Origin of the sequence: Pseudomonas sp. Pseusp11, assembly GCF_047304405.1 — a bacterium.
In the GTDB taxonomy this organism is placed as follows: Bacteria; Pseudomonadota; Gammaproteobacteria; order Pseudomonadales; family Pseudomonadaceae; genus Aquipseudomonas.
This window is the reverse complement of the sequence record NZ_JBGLZF010000004.1, coordinates 147,466-167,631: the sequence shown is the minus strand read 5'-3', so window position 1 is coordinate 167,631 and position 20,166 is coordinate 147,466. Positions and strand designations below refer to the sequence as shown.

Annotated in this window: 19 protein-coding genes; 7 read left to right on the top strand and 12 right to left on the bottom strand. The window is 60.2% G+C overall.

Translation table 11 applies throughout. From position 1 onward, the window contains the following. Window positions 1-2: 2 nt before the first annotated feature. Window positions 3-809: a YfaP family protein gene (locus tag ACCC96_RS04850; RefSeq protein ID WP_413695119.1), complete on the top strand. Its 807-nt coding sequence runs from the start codon at window positions 3-5 to the stop codon at window positions 807-809. 698 nt (window positions 810-1,507) lie between these two features. Here the strand turns inward: ACCC96_RS04850 and ACCC96_RS04845 are convergent. The 9 genes from ACCC96_RS04845 to ACCC96_RS04805 form a co-directional block, all read right to left on the bottom strand. Further along, complete coding sequence (locus ACCC96_RS04845; RefSeq protein ID WP_413695118.1) at window positions 1,508-2,254, bottom strand: helix-turn-helix transcriptional regulator; 747 nt, start codon at window positions 2,252-2,254, stop codon at window positions 1,508-1,510. 228 nt (window positions 2,255-2,482) lie between these two features. Further along, entirely contained in the window at window positions 2,483-3,010 is a 528-nt protein-coding gene (gene ppa / locus ACCC96_RS04840) for an inorganic diphosphatase (RefSeq protein ID WP_007933577.1), read from the bottom strand. 113 nt (window positions 3,011-3,123) lie between these two features. Continuing rightward, window positions 3,124-3,936 carry a zinc-dependent peptidase gene (locus ACCC96_RS04835; protein WP_204124831.1) on the bottom strand — a complete coding sequence of 271 codons (813 nt, stop codon included), beginning with the start codon at window positions 3,934-3,936 and terminating at the stop codon, window positions 3,124-3,126. 6 nt (window positions 3,937-3,942) lie between these two features. Next, window positions 3,943-4,599 (bottom strand): DedA family protein, encoded by a 657-nt coding sequence (locus ACCC96_RS04830; RefSeq protein WP_019650877.1) that lies wholly within the window; start codon window positions 4,597-4,599, stop codon window positions 3,943-3,945. Window positions 4,600-4,867: 268 nt separating this feature from the next. Beyond that, window positions 4,868-5,329 carry a GNAT family N-acetyltransferase gene (locus tag ACCC96_RS04825; RefSeq protein WP_007933573.1) on the bottom strand — a complete coding sequence of 154 codons (462 nt, stop codon included), beginning with the start codon at window positions 5,327-5,329 and terminating at the stop codon, window positions 4,868-4,870. A 113-nt stretch (window positions 5,330-5,442) separates the two neighbouring features. Further along, complete coding sequence (eutC, locus tag ACCC96_RS04820) at window positions 5,443-6,267, bottom strand: ethanolamine ammonia-lyase subunit EutC (protein WP_177431108.1); 825 nt, start codon at window positions 6,265-6,267, stop codon at window positions 5,443-5,445. Between the two features lie 8 nt (window positions 6,268-6,275). After that, on the bottom strand, window positions 6,276-7,670 hold the full coding sequence (locus ACCC96_RS04815; protein WP_413695117.1) for an ethanolamine ammonia-lyase subunit EutB: 1,395 nt from the start codon (window positions 7,668-7,670) through the stop codon (window positions 6,276-6,278). Window positions 7,671-7,784: 114 nt separating this feature from the next. Then, window positions 7,785-9,155, bottom strand: coding sequence for an ethanolamine permease (gene eat / locus ACCC96_RS04810; protein ID WP_019581359.1), 1,371 nt, complete (start codon window positions 9,153-9,155; stop codon window positions 7,785-7,787). Window positions 9,156-9,349: 194 nt separating this feature from the next. Beyond that, window positions 9,350-10,870 (bottom strand): aldehyde dehydrogenase family protein, encoded by a 1,521-nt coding sequence (locus tag ACCC96_RS04805; protein WP_413695116.1) that lies wholly within the window; start codon window positions 10,868-10,870, stop codon window positions 9,350-9,352. Window positions 10,871-11,350: 480 nt separating this feature from the next. On the opposite strand from ACCC96_RS04805, the gene ACCC96_RS04800 reads away from it, so the two are divergent. The 4 genes from ACCC96_RS04800 to ACCC96_RS04785 all read left to right on the top strand — a co-directional run bounded on the left by ACCC96_RS04800 (window position 11,351) and on the right by ACCC96_RS04785 (window position 15,778). Further along, window positions 11,351-13,264 carry a sigma-54-dependent Fis family transcriptional regulator gene (locus tag ACCC96_RS04800; RefSeq protein WP_413695115.1) on the top strand — a complete coding sequence of 638 codons (1,914 nt, stop codon included), beginning with the start codon at window positions 11,351-11,353 and terminating at the stop codon, window positions 13,262-13,264. Between the two features lie 258 nt (window positions 13,265-13,522). Further along, the gene (gene mpl / locus ACCC96_RS04795) at window positions 13,523-14,872 is read left to right on the top strand and encodes a UDP-N-acetylmuramate:L-alanyl-gamma-D-glutamyl-meso-diaminopimelate ligase (protein WP_258671254.1); all 1,350 of its coding nucleotides are present in this window, start codon (window positions 13,523-13,525) and stop codon (window positions 14,870-14,872) included. Continuing rightward, the gene (gene ubiX / locus ACCC96_RS04790; protein WP_258671253.1) at window positions 14,869-15,501 is read left to right on the top strand and encodes a flavin prenyltransferase UbiX; all 633 of its coding nucleotides are present in this window, start codon (window positions 14,869-14,871) and stop codon (window positions 15,499-15,501) included. The genes mpl and ubiX overlap by 4 nt, the downstream gene beginning before the upstream one ends. After that, window positions 15,494-15,778, top strand: a complete 285-nt coding sequence (locus tag ACCC96_RS04785; protein ID WP_019650882.1) for a YceK/YidQ family lipoprotein — start codon at window positions 15,494-15,496, stop codon at window positions 15,776-15,778. The genes ubiX and ACCC96_RS04785 overlap by 8 nt, the downstream gene beginning before the upstream one ends. A 156-nt stretch (window positions 15,779-15,934) precedes the next feature. Here ACCC96_RS04785 and ACCC96_RS04780 read toward each other — a convergent pair whose 3' ends face one another. The 3 genes from ACCC96_RS04780 to ACCC96_RS04770 all read right to left on the bottom strand — a co-directional run bounded on the left by ACCC96_RS04780 (window position 15,935) and on the right by ACCC96_RS04770 (window position 18,890). Next, window positions 15,935-16,576, bottom strand: a complete 642-nt coding sequence (locus ACCC96_RS04780; protein ID WP_019650883.1) for an oxidoreductase — start codon at window positions 16,574-16,576, stop codon at window positions 15,935-15,937. Window positions 16,577-16,603: 27 nt separating this feature from the next. Then, a complete protein-coding gene (locus ACCC96_RS04775) occupies window positions 16,604-18,319 on the bottom strand; it encodes a C13 family peptidase (RefSeq protein ID WP_258671252.1) in 1,716 nt (571 codons plus the stop codon). A gap of 115 nt (window positions 18,320-18,434) precedes the next feature. Further along, complete coding sequence (locus ACCC96_RS04770; RefSeq protein WP_018925744.1) at window positions 18,435-18,890, bottom strand: MaoC family dehydratase; 456 nt, start codon at window positions 18,888-18,890, stop codon at window positions 18,435-18,437. Between the two features lie 193 nt (window positions 18,891-19,083). On the opposite strand from ACCC96_RS04770, the gene ACCC96_RS04765 reads away from it, so the two are divergent. Together ACCC96_RS04765 and ACCC96_RS04760 are read left to right on the top strand one after the other, a co-directional pair. Continuing rightward, window positions 19,084-19,446 (top strand): CidA/LrgA family protein, encoded by a 363-nt coding sequence (locus ACCC96_RS04765; protein ID WP_064620620.1) that lies wholly within the window; start codon window positions 19,084-19,086, stop codon window positions 19,444-19,446. After that, entirely contained in the window at window positions 19,443-20,159 is a 717-nt protein-coding gene (locus ACCC96_RS04760; RefSeq protein ID WP_413695114.1) for an LrgB family protein, read from the top strand. The genes ACCC96_RS04765 and ACCC96_RS04760 overlap by 4 nt, the downstream gene beginning before the upstream one ends. The last annotated feature ends 7 nt before the right edge of the window (window positions 20,160-20,166 follow it).

Here is a 20,166-nt window from a genome sequence, read left to right as displayed (position 1 = left end):
CCATGAAACTCCGTTATCCACAGGTCTTGCTGTTGCTTTGCGCTTTTTGCGTACTGCCAGCGACATTTGCCGCCGTCAAACTTGATACGCCCATTGGCGGCTGGCGTACCGGCGCCCCTGAAGGCGAAGGCGAAAACTTTCGTCAGACGGTCAATTACCCGGCGTCGTCGGTTAACACCCCGGTGGGCCAGGCCAACACGGCGCGCATTACCGGCCAGATCCAATCCACCCCCAAGAGCACTGAACCCGGCAAGTTGATTGTCAATGGCGTCAGCATGCCACTGAAGATCGACCCCGCCGGTCGCTTCGACCGCCCGTTCTCATTCCCCAAAGGCAGCAACAGCGTCGAAGTCCGCAGCCCCGACGGCCAACAACGCCACCGCACGCAGTTTCTCAATGCCAACGGCGGCGCTACCCCGGCCAAGTTGCGCGTGCTGCTGGCCTGGGACAGCGACGGCACGGACCTGGACTTGCACCTCATCACCCCCGATGGCGCACACATCTGGTACGGCGATCGTGTCGCACCCAATGGTGCGGCGCTGGATGTGGACGTGACCACTGGCTACGGCCCGGAAATCTTCGCCATGCCGGCGCCGATCAAGGGGCAATACCTGGTGTATGTGAACTACTACGGTGGCGGGTATCGCGGTGATGACGAAGGGCAGGAAGAGGCTGTACAACCGCTGACCACCGCGCAAGTGACGGTGATTACGGAGGAGGGGACGCCTGATGAAAAGATGGAAACGTTCCTGGTGCCGATGCGGGCGGTGGGGGAGTTGACGTTGGTTAAGGGGTTTAGTTATCCGTGAGGGGGGATCGTCTCGGCACTGCTGAGACCTTTATCCAATCCGTAGCAGCTGCCGAGCCTGCGAGGCTGCGTTCGAGCCGGGGTCGCGCTCAACCGAAGTCCTCGTATATCCGCTATACACGGTCTTCCTGAAAGAACCGGTTGCCTGATTTTACGACTGCTTCGCAGCCGGACGCAGGCTTCGCCTGCTGCTACAAGGAGTGCGGTGCTGTAGCTCGTTGTTGATGAGGGGGCTGAGGTTGGTGCAAGGGGAAGGGGGATTATTCCGGACATTAAAAAGCCGGCTTGTGGCCGGCTTCTCGGGGACTGGCTTGGTTTATTTTTGGTAAACCGCGCCAGCCTTCAAAACGTACACCCGGATCTTGCGTCCGGCTGTGGGACTTGGCGAGAAAGTGATCTGCCTTGTCGGTGCGATCTGAGCCTTGGAAAGGGTCGATGCGCAAATGTGGGGCGCAGCATACTGATTTTTTTGAGGAATTCCCAGCTTGGCGTGCGGGATAGAGCTTTGCGGGAATGATTTTGTGTGGCCGCTTTGACCCTGTGGCGAGGGGGCTTGCCCCCGTTGGGGCGCGGAGCGTCCCTGAAGTGGGTAATCCCGAAGCACCGCATGTTCAGGTTTTGCGACTGCTGTGCAGTCGAACGGGGCGGTGCGGCGTTCCGACAAGCCCCCTCGCCACATTGGATCGCAGGGCTTCGTATTTACAGGAACGGTACGGACGGTCTGCGTTTGTTGAGCGTGGACCACCAGAACACCCACCCCAATACCCTGATGTTCTGCTTGTCGATCTGCTCGGCACTGAAGATCTCATCTGGATACTCAGTACGGTTGTGGCTGCGCAGCCGCAGCGCATTTCCCGGCATCCGGTGCAGGTATTTGATCCGCAACATTCCGTCATGCTCGATCGCATAGATCTCGCCATCGATAATCTGCGTAAGCCCGCGATCAATGGCGAGGGTTGAACCGTCTTCAATCTTTTCGGCCATGCTGTTACCGATCATATGGGTGCAGATGGCATTGGCATGTTTGATTTCCAGGGAGTCGAGGTGGCTGTGGGGCAGGCGGATGGATTGACCCTTGTCCTCGACGACGTGGGTTTTATTGGAGCCTGGGGCGGTGGTGGTTTCTTTGAAGAAGGGCAGTTCGACGTCGATGGGCTCGATCACCGTGTAGATGCCCCGGATGGCCTGGGCGTCGAAGGTGTTGCCGGACTCATCGAGCACACGCAGGCGCGAGGACTCTTTCGGGCCTTCGCCGGTTTTCAGCCAGTCACTGTTTACAGACAGAAGTCGGGAGACTTCTTCCATGCGATAAGCGGGCACACCACGGGTGTACCAGTTATGGATGTTTTGCGCTTCCGTGTCGAAGAAAGCGGCAAATCCTGTCGTTGTGATGTTGGCTGCTTCGAGGAGCGCTCTGAACCGTGGGCCGCTAGTGTTCTTTTTCATAAACACGAGTCTACGGGCGCAGGATGGGGGTTTGAATAAACGACCCGTTCAAATTTCGAGGGAAATTTAAGACCGGATGTAAGACGCTTTTCGTAAAAAATAAACAGGCAAACACCCAGGCCGAAATGCTCAAAACTCATTGTTAAAAGCGTTCCAGGCAGGCACAAAAAACCCCGGATCAACCGGGGTTTTCCTTGAAGCGTGAGGCTAGAAACTAACCGTTGCTTCTCAGCCTTTGTAGGCAGCGACCGACTTGGTGATCGCGGCGCGGGCGGCGTCTGCGCCGTCCCAGCCTTCGATTTTCACCCATTTGCCTTTTTCGAGGTCTTTGTAGTTCGCGAAGAAGTGCTCGATCTGCTGGATCAGCAGGGCTGGCAGGTCGGTGTATTCCTTCACGTCCACGTACAGCTGGGACAGCTTGTCGTGTGGGACTGCGATGACTTTGGCATCGCCGCCGCCGTCGTCGGTCATGTTCAGGATGCCGACTGGACGCGCGCGGATCACCGAACCTGGAGCAACCGGATAAGGAGTCACGACCAGCACGTCGAGGGGATCACCGTCGTCAGCCAGGGTGTTCGGGATGTAACCGTAGTTGGCCGGGTAGAACATCGGGGTGGCCATGAAACGGTCAACGAACAGGCAGTCGCTGTCTTTGTCGATTTCGTATTTGATCGGCGCGTGGTTGGCCGGGATCTCGATCGCGACGTAGATGTCGTTCGGCAGGTCTTTGCCAGCCGGAATCTTGCTGTAGCTCATTGGGCGGTGCCCCCGTTAGTTGACCAAAAACACTTGGCCGGATTGACCAAAAAGTGGCGGCGATTATAGGCATATTCCGCCACCGTTGCTATGTGCCAGAGGTCGTGTAGACCTTAGTCGTGAGCTTGATAGACCGGATCATTGGCCTGAAGTTGCCTAAGCCTTGCCAAGGGATCCTGCCGGTAAAACAGCCTCAACTGCTCGTAGACCTGTGGATAAGCCTCGTGCAGCAAATCCGGGGCGCTGAAGAAGTATTCGCTGGTAACCGCGAAGAACTCGGCGGGGTTTTCCGCCGCGTACGGGTCAATGGCGGTTTCAGCGTCCGGGTTGCGCTCCAGTTGCCGGTCGAGGTCGTCATAGGCTTCCTGCATGACCTTGGCCCAGTCGCTGACGCGCATGTCGGCGTGCAGCGGTGGCAGGCCATTGGCGGAGCCGTTGAGCATGTCGAGCTTGTGTGCGAGTTCGTGGATCACCAGGTTGTAGCCTTCCCAGCCACCGCTGGCCATCACGCCGGGCCAGGCGAGGATGATCGGGCCTTGCTGCCAGGCTTCGCCGCTGTGTTCGCCGTCCCATTCGTGTTCGACACCACTGGCATCGCGATGGCGCTGGGGGCTGAGGAAATCGTCGGGGTAGAGGATGACTTCGTGAAAGCCCTGATACCAGTTCAGATCACCCAAATGCATGAGCGGTAATTGGGCCTGGGCGGCGAGCAGCAGGCGCTGCTCCTGGTGGAGTTCGACGCCGGGCAGGGCGGTCAGGTGTTTGTCTTGCAGGAACAGCACGCTGGCTTCGCGCAGCCACTGGTCTTCGGCCGCGCTGATGCCGTCGAGGAAGCTCAGGTGATGGCGCACCCGTTGCCACATGTCGTCGGCAATCGGATGCCTGGCCAGGGTGCGCCGGCGTCGCCAGGCGCTAAGGGACCACATTGTCAGTCAGCGGGGTTCAGCTTTGGACGCGGCATTAGCGAGACGGCTGCGGATCACGCCAATGATCATCGGTAGCAGCGACACCAGGATGATACCCACCACCAGCAGCGACAGGTTTTTCTTGATGAACGGTACGTTGCCGAAGAAGTAACCGAGGGTTACCAGGCCACCCACCCAGAGGATGGTGCCGAAAACGCTGAAGGCAAAGAAACGCGGGTAAGGCATTTTGCCAACGCCGGCGACGAACGGGGCAAAGGTACGGATGATTGGCATGAAACGCGCCAGGGTCACGGTTTTGCCGCCATGTTTGTCGTAGAAATCGTGGGTTTGTTGCAGGTAATCGCGGCGGAAGATTTTCGAGTTCGGGTTACTGAACAGCCGTTCGCCGACGGTGCGGCCGATCACGTAGTTGGTGCTGTCGCCGAGGATCGCCGCCAGCATCAGCAGGCCGCCCAGCAGTACCGGATCCATGCCGCCACCGGCCGCCACGGCGCCCGCGATGAACAGCAGGGAATCGCCCGGCAGGAACGGCATCACCACCAGACCGGTTTCGCAGAAGATCACCATGAACAGGATGGCGTAGATCCATGCTCCGTAGTTGTTCACCAGCATCTCGAGGTAAACATCGAGATGCAGAATAACGTCGATCGGGTTGAAATCCATGGAAAGCACCTGTGGTGATGGCCCGACTCAGCAGGCCTGTGCGGATAGCTTCGCGTAAGACTACAGCGGGGTGTGATTTTTCTTACGAGTCGTGAGGTGTGGGCATTATACGGGGTGAAAAGTGAAAAACGCGTCGAGTTTGTAGCGAGGAATGTCGATGTGTTACGAGGTTTGTCGGAAAAGATCGCAGCCTTCGGGAGCACCTACAGGTTCGAGGTCGCCTCGGTCAATGTAGGCGCTGCCGAAGGCTGCGATCTTCTTGGTGATCTTAAAGTCCGTCACTGATCGGCAACACGTAGTTCTTGAACTCGGTGTCTTCCCTGAACCCGATGGATTCGTAGGTTTTCTGTGCGACTTCGTTGTTGCTGCTGGTGGAAACGCGCATGCGCACGGCATTGGTTTCCTTGGCCATTTTCTTCGCGGTGCGGATCAGGTTGTCGGCCACCAACTGACGGCGGGCGTCTTCGGCGACGTAGATGTCGTTGAGGATCCACACGCGTTTGAGCGAAAGAGACGAAAAGCTCGGGTACAACTGACAGAAACCCAACAGTTTGTTGTTGTCGTCATCGGCCAGGGCCAGGTAGATCACCGACTCTTTGCGCCGCAGGCGCTTTTCGAGGAACGCTCGGGACGAGTCCGGATACGGCAGGGAACCGTAAAACTCGCGATATTTGACGAACAACGGGGTCAGCAGGTCCAGGTGTTCGAGGGTCGCTTGAATAATCCGCATGGTAGGTCTCGTCTTCAAGTGGCTGTCTTACATGGTGACGGCGATAGGAAACCCTTGGCGGCCGTGCATCGATCCTGCCTTAAACCAGAATAGAAACGCAATGCGGAAACGGTTCAGGCATCCGACGGACTGAGTAGGAAATTACCTTTCAAACCTGCTCCTGTGTCCGACTCCAGCGTCTGAACCTGGGCTTCGTCCTTCAGACTGACCCCCGATAACTGCCGCCGACAGGCTTCGCGCATCAAATACAGCAAACGGTGTGCCGCCATGCCGTAACTCAAGCCTTCGAGCCGGACATTCGAGATGCAGTTGCGGTAGGCATCCGTCAGTCCGACCTTGGGATTATAGGTGAAATACAGCCCCAGGCTGTCTGGAGAGCTTAATCCAGGGCGTTCCCCGATCAGAATGACCACCATTTTTGCGCCCAGCAGCTCGCCAATCTCGTCAGCCACCGCAACCCGGCCTTGTTCCACCAGAATCACCGGCGACAGGGACCAGCCTTCGATAGCCGTCTGTTCTTCCATGCGTGCCAGAAACGGCAAGGTGTGGCGATGAACGGCCAGTGCCGAGAGACCATCGGCCACCACAACAGCCAGATCCACCCCGCCAGGATGGGCTTGCGCGTAATCGCGCAGAGTCTGCGCCGACTCGTCACTCAACTTGCGCCCCAAATCGGGGCGCTGCAGATAGCTGTTCCGATCCGTGGCGGCACTGTGCAGCAGCAAACTCTCACGCCCACGCTCGGTCAGTTGCGAACTGAGCGCCGAGTGATCGAAAGGCAGGTGCACCGCATCCCGGGCCTGGGCATGGGCGTACTGGAAATCCAGTTGCGCGCTGGTCGGCATACTGGTGCCGGTGCGACCCAGCGCAATGCGCGCCGGGGTCAGGCGACGCAGTTCCAGCAACGGATTTTGCGGATCGACGGGGGGCTTATCCATATAAACACTCATCCCAGTTGCGCCAATGCCTGGCGGAACGCCGGTGGTAGGCTGTTGCCGAAGTGAATTTTGCCGTCCGCCTGGGTGAAGATGCCCATGTTCGCCAGCCACTGTTCAAACTCCGGCGCCGGTTTCAGGCCCAGGGTTTGCCGGGCGTAGAGGGCGTCGTGGAACGAGGTGGTCTGGTAATTGAGCATGATGTCGTCGGAGCCGGGGATGCCCATGATGAAGTTGATCCCGGCCACGCCCAACAAGGTCAGCAGAGTGTCCATGTCGTCCTGGTCGGCTTCGGCATGGTTGGTGTAACAGATATCGCAGCCCATGGGCACGCCCAGAAGCTTGCCGCAAAAGTGGTCTTCGAGGCCGGCACGGATGATCTGCTTGCCGTTGTAGAGGTATTCCGGACCGATGAAGCCGACGACGGTGTTCACCAGAAACGGTTTGAAATGCCGCGCCACGGCGTAGGCGCGGGTTTCGCAGGTTTGTTGATCGATGCCATGGTGGGCATTGGCCGACAAGGCACTGCCTTGGCCGGTCTCGAAATACATCAGGTTTTGGCCCAGAGTGCCGCGATTCAGACTCAAACCCGCTTCATAGCCTTCCTGTAAAACGTTGAGGTTGATACCGAAACTGGCGTTGGCCGCTTCGGTGCCGGCAATCGACTGGAACACCAGGTCCAGCGGAACCCCGCGATTCACTGCCTCGATGGAGGTGGTGACATGGGTCAGCACGCAGGCCTGTGTCGGAATGTCGTAGCGCTGGATGATCGCGTCGAGCATTTCCAGAATGGCGCAGATCGAAGCGATGCTGTCGGTGGCCGGGTTGATGCCGATCATCGCGTCACCGTTGCCGTACAGCAGACCGTCGAGAATGCTGGCGGCGATGCCGGCCGGTTCGTCGGTGGGGTGATTGGGTTGCAGGCGTGTCGAGAGCCGGCCACGCAGGCCCAGAGTGCCGCGGAACTTGGTGACCACGCGGATTTTCTGCGCCACCAGCACCAGATCCTGCACGCGCATGATCTTCGACACGGCGGCGACCATTTCCGGGGTCAGGCCGGGGGCGAGGGCGCGCAGGCTTTGTTCATCGGCGGCTTCGCTGAGCAGCCAGTCGCGGAAACCGCCGACGGTGAGGTGGCTGACCGCTTTAAAAGCCTGTTTGTCGTGAGTGTCGATGATCAGTCGGGTGACCTCATCGGCCTCGTAAGGAATCAGCACTTCCTCCAGGAAGTGGGCCAGCGGGGTGTCGGCCAGGGCCATCTGCGCGGCCACCCGCTCGCCATCGTTGAGGGCGGCAACGCCGGCCAGAAAGTCCCCGGAGCGCGCCGGGCTGGCTTTGGCCATGACGTCCTTGAGGCTGTTGAAGCGGTAGGTCTGGGCGCCGACGGTATGGGCAAATACGGCCATGGGGCGGTGTCCTCCTGATTCAATGAATCTCTCAAATGCATCGCCGAACCCCTGTGGGACGGCGGTGCACTTCAATATGGCAGGCGCCGGGAATCAGCCCGGCGCCGGTGCATTTCAGACACCTTCGAGCATCGCATCTGCCGGCGCATCGGCGCGTTGCTTGGCGGTCAGTTGGAAATACAGGTAACCGGCCACCATGAAACCGAGGAACACGCAGCCGATCAGCGCGTTGAACCAGGCCATCGCCACCAGGCACACCACCGCCAGAAACAGTGCGATCCCCGGTACGATCGGGTAGCCCGGCGCGCGGAAGGTGCGTTCCAGGTTGGGTTCGGTTTTACGCAGTTTGAACAGGCTCAGCATACTGATGATGTACATCACGATGGCGCCGAATACCGACATGGTGATCATTGCAGCCGTCAGCGTCATGCCTTGCAGGTTGACCAGGCCGTCGCTGTAGATCGCCGCGATGCCGATCACGCCGCCCGCCAGGATCGCCCGGTGCGGGGTCTGGAAGCGCGACAGTTTGGCCAGGGAAGCCGGCAGGTAGCCGGCGCGAGCCAGGGCGAAGAATTGCCGCGAATAACCCAGAATGATCCCGTGGAAGCTCGCCACCAGGCCGAACAGACCGATCCACACCAGCATGTGCATCCAGCTTGAATTGTTGCCGACCACGGCTTTCATCGCCTGAGGCAGGGGGTCGTTGATGTTCGACAGTTGACGCCAGTCGCCGACACCGCCGGCCATGACCATCACGCCGATGGCGAGGAACACCAGGGTCAGAATGCCGCTGACATACGCCTTGGGAATCGTGCGTTTCGGGTCCTTGGCTTCTTCGGCGGCCATGGCTGCGCCTTCAATGGCGAGGAAAAACCAGATCGCGAACGGGATGGCCGCAAAGATGCCGGGAATCGAGGCCATGCTGAATTCGTTGGCGCCCGACCAGCCGTTGAGCACGAAGTTACTGAAGCTGAAGCCCGGTGCGACCACACCCATGAACACCAGCAATTCGGCGACGGCAAGCACGGTGACCACCAGTTCGAAGGTGGCCGCGATGCTGACGCCGAGGATATTCAGGGTCATGAACACGAAATAGGCGCCAACAGCGGCGATCTTCGGGTCCAGTTCCGGGTATTGCACATTGAGGTAGGCGCCGATGGCCATGGCAATTGCCGGTGGCGCAAAGACGAATTCGATCAGGGTGGCGATGCCGGCGATCAGTCCGCCTCGTTCGCCGAAGGCCCGGCGGCTGTAGGCAAACGGCCCGCCAGCGTGGGGAATGGCGGTGGTCAATTCGGTGAAACTGAAGATGAAGCAGGTGTACATCGTCGCCACCATCAATGCGGTGACGAGAAAACCCAGGGTGCCTGCGGTGCCCCAGCCGTAACTCCAGCCGAAATACTCGCCGGAAATCACCAGGCCGACGGCAATGCCCCATAGATGCAGGGTGCCGAGTGTGGGTTTGAGCTGTGTAGTAGAAGTCATAAGTCCTCTCTGTCTTTTTTATTGTTTGATCTGTTGGACTTTCGGGTATGGCGTTTTCAGGTGTAGAGCGGGCACGCAAAGCCCATGCCAGACCGGCAGGGCGATGAAGGGTGCGTTTAGGGGCGCCATCGCGGGCAAGCCCGCGATGGCTCATCTGAAGGGCGACACAGAAATACCTGTATCGCCCCCGGTTTTTAGAAGAAGCCCAACGGGTTGATGTCGTAGCTCACCAGCAGGTTTTTGGTCTGCTGATAGTGATCGAGCATCATTTTGTGGGTCTCACGGCCGACGCCGGACTTTTTGTAACCACCGAACGCGGCGTGCGCCGGGTACAGGTGGTAGCAGTTGGTCCACACGCGACCGGCCTTGATGGCGCGGCCCACGCGGTAGGCGCGGTTGATGTCGCGGGTCCAGAGGCCGGCACCCAGGCCGAACTCGGTGTCGTTGGCGATGGCCAGGGCCTCGGCTTCGTCCTTGAAGGTGGTGATGCTCACCACCGGGCCGAAGATTTCTTCCTGGAACACGCGCATTTTGTTGGTGCCCTTGAGCAGGGTCGGCTGGATGTAATACCCGGTCGCCAGGCTGCCCTCGAGTTTTTCTACCTTGCCGCCGGTCAGCAGCTCGGCACCTTCGCCCTTGGCGATCTCCAGGTACGAAAGGATTTTGTCGAATTGCTGCTCGGACGCCTGGGCGCCGACCATGGTGTCGGTGTCCAGCGGGTCGCCACGCTTGATCTGCAGGACTTTATTCATGACGACTTTCATGAACTCGTCATATATCGACTCCTGTACCAAGGCGCGGGACGGGCAGGTGCAGACTTCGCCCTGGTTGAAGAACGCCAGCACCAGGCCTTCGGCGGCTTTTTCGATGAAGGTCGGTTCGGCTTGCATGATGTCGGCGAAGAAGATGTTCGGCGACTTGCCACCCAGCTCCACGGTGGACGGAATGATGTTTTCGGCGGCACATTTCATGATGTGCGAGCCGACCGGGGTCGAGCCGGTGAAGGCGATCTTGGCGATGCGTTTGCTGGTGGCCAGGGCTTCACCGGCTTCTTTGCCGAAGCCTTGCACCACGTTGAGCACGCCAGGTGGCAGCAGGTCGCCGATCAGCTCCATCAGCACAGTAATGCCCAGCGGGGTTTGCTCGGCAGGTTTGAGGACAATGCAGTTACCGGCGGCCAGGGCCGGAGCGAGTTTCCAGGCGGCCATCAGAATCGGGAAGTTCCACGGGATGATCTGCCCGACCACGCCCAGCGGTTCATGGATGTGATAGGCCACGGTATTGCCGTCGATCTCGGCGGCGCTGCCTTCCTGGGCGCGGATGCAACCGGCGAAGTAGCGGAAGTGGTCGGCGGCCAGCGGGATGTCGGCGTTGAGGGTTTCACGCACGGCCTTGCCGTTGTCCCAGGATTCGGTGATCGCCAGCAGTTCCAGGTTCTGTTCGATGCGATCGGCGATTTTCAGCAGCACCAGCGAGCGTGCCTGGGCGGACGTGGCGCCCCAGGCATCGGCGGCGGCATGGGCGGCGTCCAGGGCTTTTTCGATGTCTTCGGCAGTGGAGCGCGGGAATTCGGCAATCGGTTGGCCGTTGACCGGAGAAGTATTGGTGAAGTACTGACCTTTGACAGGCGCGACGAACTCGCCGCCGATGTAGTTACCGTATTTGCTCTTGAACGAAACGATAGCGCCTTCAGTACCGGGGTGAGCGTAACGCATGATGGGTTTCTCCTTGGCTTTTGTGCTTATAAGGGAGGACGCGCCAGAGCGCGGTAACAAGCGTAGAGCAAAGGTCGGGCCACCGCCTTGTGGGTCAGGTAAATCAAGGGCTTGTGTGTTTTTTGTCGGACGGCAGGCCGGTGCTTGTGACGCTTGCGGTACAACCCGTGTGACACTTTGTACCGCTTGTGGCACAGCCTGTGACCTATGGGGCTTGCCAGCATTGCAATGCGTCGATGGCTGGAGGATGCTGGGCCTCAAATTGACACACAGGTAATCCTCTGTGGCGAGGGAGCTTGTGTGGCGAGGGGGCTTGCCCCCGTTGGGCAACGAAGCCGCCCCCAAACCATTCACCTCGATTTACCAGATACACCGCATGCTCAGGATTTACGACTGCTGCGCAGCCGAACGGGGGCAAGCCCCCTCGCCACAGGAAGTGGTTATAGGTAAGCACTCACCTATCGGGGAGAATAATAAGAAATGCACGACAACCATTTGAGTCGCCATGCCCAGCAAGTGTTGACCGTGACCCAGGGTAAATCCCACCTGCACGGCCCCGGCAGCGATCCGTCCATTGCCCGTTCCTGGTTGCGTTGCCTTGAGGACTATCACCTCGACCCGGCCCTGACCATGGCGCCGACAGTGCTGGAACATGGCCGCATCCTGGAAAGCCGCGAACGTTTGCAGCAAGTGCTGCAGATCGCCGGCAACGAAATGACCAGCCTCCACCAGCAACTCTCCGGCGCCGGCCATGCGGTGCTGCTGACCGACGCCCGTGGGGTGATCCTCAACTGCGTCACCGCACCCGCCGAACGGAAGATTTTCGAACGCGCCGGCCTTTGGCTTGGCGCCGACTGGAGCGAAGCCTGCGAAGGCACTAATGGTATCGGCACCTGTCTGGTAGAGCGCCAGTCCCTGACCATCCACCAGGACGAACACTTTCGCGGCCGCCACACCGGCCTGACTTGCTCGGCAAGCCCGGTGTTCGATCCTCATGGTGAGCTGTTGGCAGTGCTCGACGTGTCTTCGGCGCGTCACGAGGTTTCGCGGCAGAGCCAGTTTCACACCATGGCCCTGGTCAATCTGTCGGCGAAGATGATCGAGAGCTGTTATTTCCTGCGTTACTTCGACAATCAATGGCTGCTGCGTTTTCACTTGCAGGCCGAATCCGTCGGGCTGTTCAGCGAAGGGCTGCTGGCGTTCGACGGCGAAGGGCGGATCTGTGCGGTCAATCAGAGTGCGCTGAATTTGCTGGGGCATATTCGCGGCGGGCTGTTGGGCCAGCCGGTGGAGGCGTTCTTCGATTGCTCTCTGGACGAGTTGCTCGGCCGCGCGAGCGCCAATGCCAGCGCCAGTTGGCCGTTGCGCACCCGCGACGGGCGGCGGCTGTTTGCTGTATTGCGCGGGCAGCCGCGCAGCATTCCGGCACCCGTGGTGCAAAGCCCGGCAGTGGTCGAGCGTCCACGGCTGTCAGGTATTTGCCTGGGTGACGCCGCGCTGCAGGAAGACTTCCGCAAGGCCTTGCGGGTGTTCGAGCGGGATGTGCCGTTGCTGATCAACGGTGAAACCGGCTGTGGCAAGGAGGCTTTCGCCAAGGCCGTGCATCAGGCCAGTCAGCGGGCAGAAAAATCGTTCGTCGCCCTCAATTGCGCGGCGATCCCCGAAAGCCTGATCGAAAGCGAGCTGTTCGGCTATCGCGGCGGCAGTTTCACCGGTGCCCGCAAGGAAGGCATGCGCGGCAAGTTGCAGCAGGCCGATGGCGGGACATTATTCCTGGATGAAATCGGCGACATGCCGCTGAGCATGCAAACCCGGCTATTAAGGGTGCTGGAAGACCGTCAGGTGGTGCCGATTGGCGGCGAGCCGGAATCGGTCAATGTGCGGATCATCAGCGCCACTCACCGTAACCTGCTCGAAAGGGTGCAGGACGGCAGTTTCCGCGAGGATTTGTATTACCGGCTCAATGGGCTGGAAGTCGCATTGCCGGCCTTGCGCGAGCGCACGGATAAATCACAGCTGCTCGACTTTCTGCTGGCCGAAGAGGCGGGTGGGGAGACGGTATTGATTGATGCAGCGGCGCGGCAGGCCTTGCTGGATTTTGCCTGGCCGGGGAACGTGCGGCAGTTGCGCAATGTGCTGCGGACCCTGGCGGCGCTGTGTGACGGCGGTCGGATAGGACTGGAAGATTTGCCGGCGATGATTCGTCAGGCCCGGCCGGTGGCAGCGGCGACGATTGAAGAGCCGTCCGAGTATCCGCTGGACGATGCCGAGCGGCTGGCATTGCTCAATGCACTGGAACAGCAGCGCTGGCACATGACCCACACCGCCGAACAGTTGGGCGTGAGCCGCAATACCCTCTACCGGAAGCTGCGCAAACACGGCATCGCCCGATAAGCGTTTTTGTGGCGAGGGAGCTTGTCGGATCGCCGCACCGTCCCGCTCGGCTGCGCAGCAGTCGTAAAGTTGGCAACCGTGATCCAGCTAGCACACCGCGTTGGCTGGTTTTGGGGCTGCTTCGCAACCCAGCGGGAGCAAGCTCCCTCGCCACAAAAAAACGCGCTCGATCAGTCAGGCGGTTGTGCCGCGTTCAGCTAAAGAGTGCGATTTTCCCCTCCCTACGCTAACCTGCGGCCATGTTTTACGAGGTCGACTATGCACATTCATATTCTTGGTATTTGCGGCACTTTCATGGGTTCGATGGCGGTTCTGGCCAAAGAGCTGGGCCATCGCGTGACCGGCTCCGATGCCAACGTCTACCCGCCGATGAGCACTCAGCTGCAAGCCCAGGGCATTGAGTTGACCCAAGGTTACGACCCGGCGCAGCTCGATCCGGCCCCGGACCTGGTGGTGATCGGCAATGCCATGTCCCGCGGCAACCCGGCCGTCGAGTACGTGCTGAACAAAGGCCTGCCGTATGTCTCCGGCCCGCAATGGCTGGCGGATCACGTACTGCAAGGCCGCTGGGTGCTGGCGGTTGCCGGCACGCATGGCAAAACCACCACCAGCAGCATGCTTGCCTGGGTCCTGGAACACGCCGGCATGAGCCCGGGTTTCCTGATCGGTGGCGTGCCGCAGAATTTCTCGGTGTCGGCGCGTCTGGGCGATACGCCGTTCTTCGTGATTGAAGCCGACGAATACGACAGCGCATTCTTCGACAAGCGCTCCAAGTTCGTTCACTACCGCCCGCGCACGGCGATCCTGAACAATCTGGAGTTCGATCACGCGGACATCTTCCCTGATCTGGCGGCCATCGAGCGACAGTTCCACCATTTGGTGCGGACCATTCCGAGCGAAGGCCTGGTGATCCATCCGACCACAGAGCCGGCCTTGCAGCGCGTGATCGAGATGGGCTGCTGGACCCCAGTGCAAACCACCGGCGCCGGCGGTCAATGGCAGGTCAAACTGCTCAGTGAAGATGGCTCGAAGTTCGAAGTGATGTTCGAAGGCGTCGCTCAAGGCGTGGTCGAGTGGGACATGACCGGTCAGCACAATGTCGCCAACGCCTTGGCCACCCTGGCCGCTGCGCGTCACGTCGGCGTCGTGCCGTCGATGGGCGTCGCGGCACTGAGCGCGTTCAAAAGCGTGAAGCGCCGGATGGAAAAAGTTGCGGAAGTCCGTGGCATCACCATCTACGACGACTTCGCCCACCACCCGACCGCCATCGCCACCACCCTCGACGGTTTGCGCAAGCGCATCGGTGATGCGCCGCTGATCGCGATCATCGAGCCGCGCTCCAACTCCATGAAGCTCGGTGCTCACCGCGATGGCTTGCCGGAAAGCGTGGTCGATGCCGATCAGGTGATCTGGTATTCGCCGGCCAACCTCGGTTGGGACCTGGGTGCCACGGCGGCATTGTGCACCGTGCCGTCGATTGTCAGCGATTCGCTGGAAGGCATCATCGAGCGCGTGAAGAGCCAGGCCCAGCCCGGCACTCACGTGGTGATCATGAGCAACGGCGGCTTCGGCGGCCTGCACGGCAAACTGGCCGAGGCGCTGCAATGAACAACGGTCCGGAACGCATCACGCTGGCGATGACCGGCGCTTCGGGCGCCCAGTACGGCTTGCGCCTGCTCGACTGCCTGGTGCGTGAAGACCGCGAGGTGCACTTCCTGATTTCCAAGGCCGCGCAGCTGGTGATGGCCACCGAGACCGATGTCTCGCTGCCGTCCAAGCCGCAGATGATGCAAGCCTTCCTTACTGAATACACCGGTGCCGCCGTCGGGCAGATTCGGGTGTACGGCAAGGAAGACTGGATGTCGCCGGTGGCTTCGGGCTCCGGCTCGCCAGCGGCGATGGTGGTGGTGCCGTGTTCCACCGGGACCTTGTCGGCTATCGCGACCGGGGCCTGCAACAACTTGATCGAGCGGGCGGCCGACGTGACGTTGAAGGAGCGCCGCCAGCTGATTCTGGTACCGCGCGAGGCGCCGTATTCGAGCATCCATCTGGAGCACATGCTCAAGCTGTCGAACATGGGCGTGACGATTCTGCCGGCATCGCCAGGCTTCTATCATCAGCCGCAAACCATTGATGACTTGATCGACTTCGTCGTGGCGCGAATTCTCAATCTGCTGAACATTCCGCAAGACATGCTGCCGCGCTGGGGTGAACACCATTTGAGCAGTGATGAATAAGCTGCTGATCATTCTGCTGGCGGTGCAACTGACGGGCTGCGCCACGGCGCGCACCCTCGATGCCGCCAAACCCGGGGCGCCGGTGGTGTATTCGGGGACGCGTCTGGACTTGTATGCAATGAACGGTGGGTGCTGCGCCATGGACAGATTTGGCGCAGAGGCGCCGAGTTATCCCGGCGTCGATCTGCCAGCCAGTGCTTTGCTCGACACACTGCTGTTGCCGTTGTCGTTGTTGACGGTTTTAGGCGTTGGGTTTCAGGCGACCGGCGGATTGTGAGGGTAGCTGCGCTCCCTGTGGCGAGGGGGCTTGCCCCCGTTGGGTCGCGTAGCGGCCCTCCGTTTCTTCAGTTGCACCAAATCGCCTGGATTTACGACTGCTTCGCAGCCGAACGGGGGCAAGCCCCCTCGCCACAGGTCCGATATCGATCTGAAATCACTTGCCTAACTTGCGCAACTCATCCGACTCGACAATCCGTACGCCATCCTGCTCTTCCAGCGCCAGGCGCCACATGGCGCGGGCCAGTTGGCAGGCTTCGATGCCGTGGTATTTGCCCGGAATCAATTTCGACAACGGACCGGCAACCCGTTCGGCCAGTCGCGGCTCGGCGCGATCGCCCAGCAACAGCGAAGGCCGGCAGATGGTCAGCTGCGGCCAATTCTGCGCGCGCAATGCGTGTTCCATCTCGCCTTTAACCCGGTTATAGAAAATCGGCGATCTGCGGTCGGCCCCCAAGGCACTGATCACGATCAGGTGCCGTGCGCCCATTTCCCGGGCACGTTTGGCGAAGGCCACGACCATGTCCAGGTCCACCGCGCGAAACGCTTCCTCGGAGCCGGCTTGCTTGATCGTGGTGCCGAGGCAGCAGTAGGCGACGTCGACGCGACCGTTCAATTGCGGCAGAAACACCGTCGGGTCACCAACCGGGTTTTCCAGGTGAGGGTGTTCGGCCAGTGGCCGGCGTGAGGGGGCTAATACGCGTGCAATCGTTGGCTCGTTGAGCAGACGGTCAAGCAAATGTTCACCGGTTAACCCGGTAGCTCCGGCAAGCAATACATGCTGAGGCGTCAAGTACATAAAAATTCCCCCTTGATACTGTTCAGCTTAGTTGCTCTTTTCATCCTTGCTGATAGAGACACTTTGCAATGCCTTTCGTGCCTGCTGCTTGCGTAACAATTGCCAATGGGCGAGCACGGCTTTCGGTGCCCATATCTGCGGTTCGGAAGCTTCGAAGCTGTCCGCCAGCTCACGCTCGGCCACGGTGGCGCTGGCCCGTTTGAAGGCTTGCTCCAGATCGTCGGTCTGGTTCAGCGCCTGGGCGAACAGTGCGTCGCCGAAATAGGTGAAGTTGGCTTCTTCCGAACACCCGAAGGACACCCGGTCGGCGCGCGAGGCGGTCATGATCAGGGTGTGTTCATCCTTGAGGGCAGGGATGAAGCCGCCGGAATAGCAAGACGAAATCACGATGATTTTGTCGCGCTTCTTCAGGGGCGCGAGGACGGCGGCGAGTTCGTCGGCCGGCAGGTCGGCCAGTTCCATGCGTGGCTGGTCGAGTACCAGCTCGTGTTCACTGGAGCCATGGCTGGTCAAGTAAATGAACAGCAAGTCCTCCGGGCCACTGCGCTCGGCCAGGGTCTGGGCGGCGCGGCGCAGGTTTTCCCGGGTGGCCATCGGCCGGTCGCCGAGGTGGTCGCGATGGTTGACCAGGCGAATCTGGCCGAAAGCGCCGAAACGGCTGGCGAGCATGTTGGCGACGTAGTCGGATTCGCGCAGGAACACGCTCTGCTTGCCGTCACCGCCCAGGGTCAAGGTGTACAGTTCGACCGCCGGAGTCGAGGCCGGCACGTTGGCCAGTGCTTCGTCGAGCAAGCGGCCCTGGGCCAGCAAGCCGAGTTCCAGGGTGTCGGGCAGCAGCTTGCCGTCGGCGTCGCGCACGCGCTGGCTGTTGATCCAGGTGCCGCTCAGCACCGTGCCATCGGTCAGCACCAACGTGCCTTTGCCCTGATAGTTGTCGCCGTCGAACTGGCCGATATAGAAACTGCCATCGGCCAGGTTCAAGCGGCCCTGGCCGGTAAAACGCCAGTCGCTGAACTGACCGATGTAGTGACTGCCATCGGCGCCGATCAACTCGCCCTTGCCGTTCAGCACGCCTTCCTTGAACTGACCGATCCAGACATCGCCATCGGCGTTTTCGTAGCGGCCCTTGCCATGCAATTGATTGTTCTTGAACCCACCGACGTAGATATCGCCATCGGCGCTGTTGAAAGTACCGTTGCCTTCCAGCTGGCCATCGACGAAATGCCCGGTGAACTGATTGCCGCTGCCATCGCTGCGCTGGCCTTCGCCGTTGGGTTTGCCGTGGGCGAACTGACCCTGGTACTGGCTGCCGTCTTCGAGTTCCAGACGACCGAGCCCTGAATATTGGTCGGCCTTGAATTCGCCACGGTAGGTCATGGCGTTTTCTTTGAGGGTGCCTTCTCCGTCCCGTCGACCGGCCTTGAAACCGCCGGTGTAGCTGCTGCCGGTGGTGGTCAGCGTGCCCTGGCCGTCGAACAGCCCCTGCTGGAACTGCCCACGATAGACCTCGCCGTTGCTGCCGTGCCATTCTCCCTGGCCATGCCATTGGCCTTTGTCGAAGTGACCGGCGTACCAGCTGCCGTTCGGGTAATCGATGCGACCCTCGCCTTGCAGCAAGCCGTTGACCAGATCACCACGATAGCGTCCGCCGTCCGGCAGGCGGGCGTCGGGGGGCAACAGCGATTCGCCATCGCCGCAAGCGGTGAGCATCAGGGTCAGGGCAAGGAGTGCAAGTGAGCGCATAGCGGGATCCGGGCAATTAGGCGACGGAGTATGCCGCAGCTATGTGTCGCATTTATAGAGACACGGCACAGACACCGCGCGAAACAGCATGAGCTGCTTCGCAATCAGGCATGTGTCAGACGAAGCAGAGGGACAATGGCTCGGCGATATAGGCCGGTTTGTCCGATCCTTCGATTTCAAGCGTAGCGGTGGCCTTGAGCAGCCATTGGCCGGGTTTCTTCTCGGTGACGTCGTTCATGTCGACCTTGAGTCGAACCCTGGAATTAACCTTCACAGGCTGGATGAAACGCACGCTGTCCAGGCCATAGTTGACCACCATCTTCGCGCCTTCGGGCAGGATGAGGATGTCTTCCATCAGTTTGGGGATCAGCGACAACGACAGGAAACCATGGGCGATGGTGCTGCCAAAAGGCGTTTGCGCGGCTTTGACCGGGTCGACATGGATGAACTGATAATCGCCTGTGGCTTCTGCGAACAGGTTGATGCGTTCCTGGTCGATGGTGAGCCATTGGGAACATCCGAGTTCCTTGCCGACATAATCTTTGAGCTCTGCAACTGGAACATAGGGCATTGAGACTCTCCTTGGTTCATCGGATTTATAGTTTTTCGAGTGGGGGACTTGACCTCCCTGCGAACCACTTTAGATCAACATGACAAATTGCTCCGGTCAACTGACCATGCTTTTGGCGAATGCCGATTCATAGCGTGGGCATGCTTATAATGTCCGGCCCCTGCTTGGTGGGGGAGAGCGCGGGAGAGGATGGATGTTGTTACGTGGCCTGACCTGGCTGGTGCTGTTTCAATTGCTCGGCACAGCCCTCAATCATCTGTTTTTGCCGGTGCTGCCGGGGCCGATCATTGGCCTGCTGTTGCTGCTGGGGTATCTGATCAGCCGCGGTCAAGTCGGCGAGCCGCTGAACCTTGCGGCCAGCAGCCTGCTGCGCTACTTGCCGTTGCTGCTGGTGCCGCCGGCTGTGGGGGTGATGGTTTATGCCACTGACATTGCCGCGGATTTCTGGGCGATCACCGGTGCGCTGGTGTTGTCGCTGGTGCTGTCGATGGCCTTCGCCGGAGTGCTGATGCAGCGCCTGGTCAAGCGTCACGCCCATTCCGAGGACAGCCAATGATGTTCGATTGGCACGGCGCCTGGGCGTCGGTGATTCATCATCCGCTGTTCGGCATCGGCATTACGCTGGGCGCATATCAATTGGTGCTGGCGGCGTTCGAGAAAACCCGCTGGATTTTTCTGCAACCGGTGCTGGTCTCCATGCTGCTGGTCATCGGCGTGCTGGTCAGTTGCGGCCTGAGTTACGTTGAGTACCGCAAGAGCACCGAGATCCTCAGTATCTTGCTCGGGCCAGCCACTGTTGCGCTGGCGGTGCCGCTGTACCTCAACCTGCGGCGGATTCGACAGTTGTTCTGGCCGATATTTACTACGCTGGTGATAGGTGGCGTGGTCGCCACGGGCATGGGTGTGCTGCTGGGTTGGTGGTTCGGCGCCGAACACATGATCCTGATGACCATGGCCCCCAAGTCGGTCACCTCGCCGATTGCCATGCTGGTGGCGGAGCAGATTGGTGGCGTCGCGGCGCTGGCGGCGGTGTTCGTGTTGATTACCGGGGTGATCGGAGCGATCTTCGGGCCGAGTCTTTTGTCCCGTCTCGGTGTCCACAGTCCGGAGGCCCGCGGTATGGCACTGGGCATGACCGCCCATGCGGTCGGCACCTCCGTGGCCTTGCAGGAAAGTGAAGAGTGCGGCGCCTTCGCGGCGCTGGCGATGAGTCTGATGGGCGTGGCCACGGCGGTATTCCTGCCGTTGGCGGTGTCGATGGTGGTGTAAGGAAATG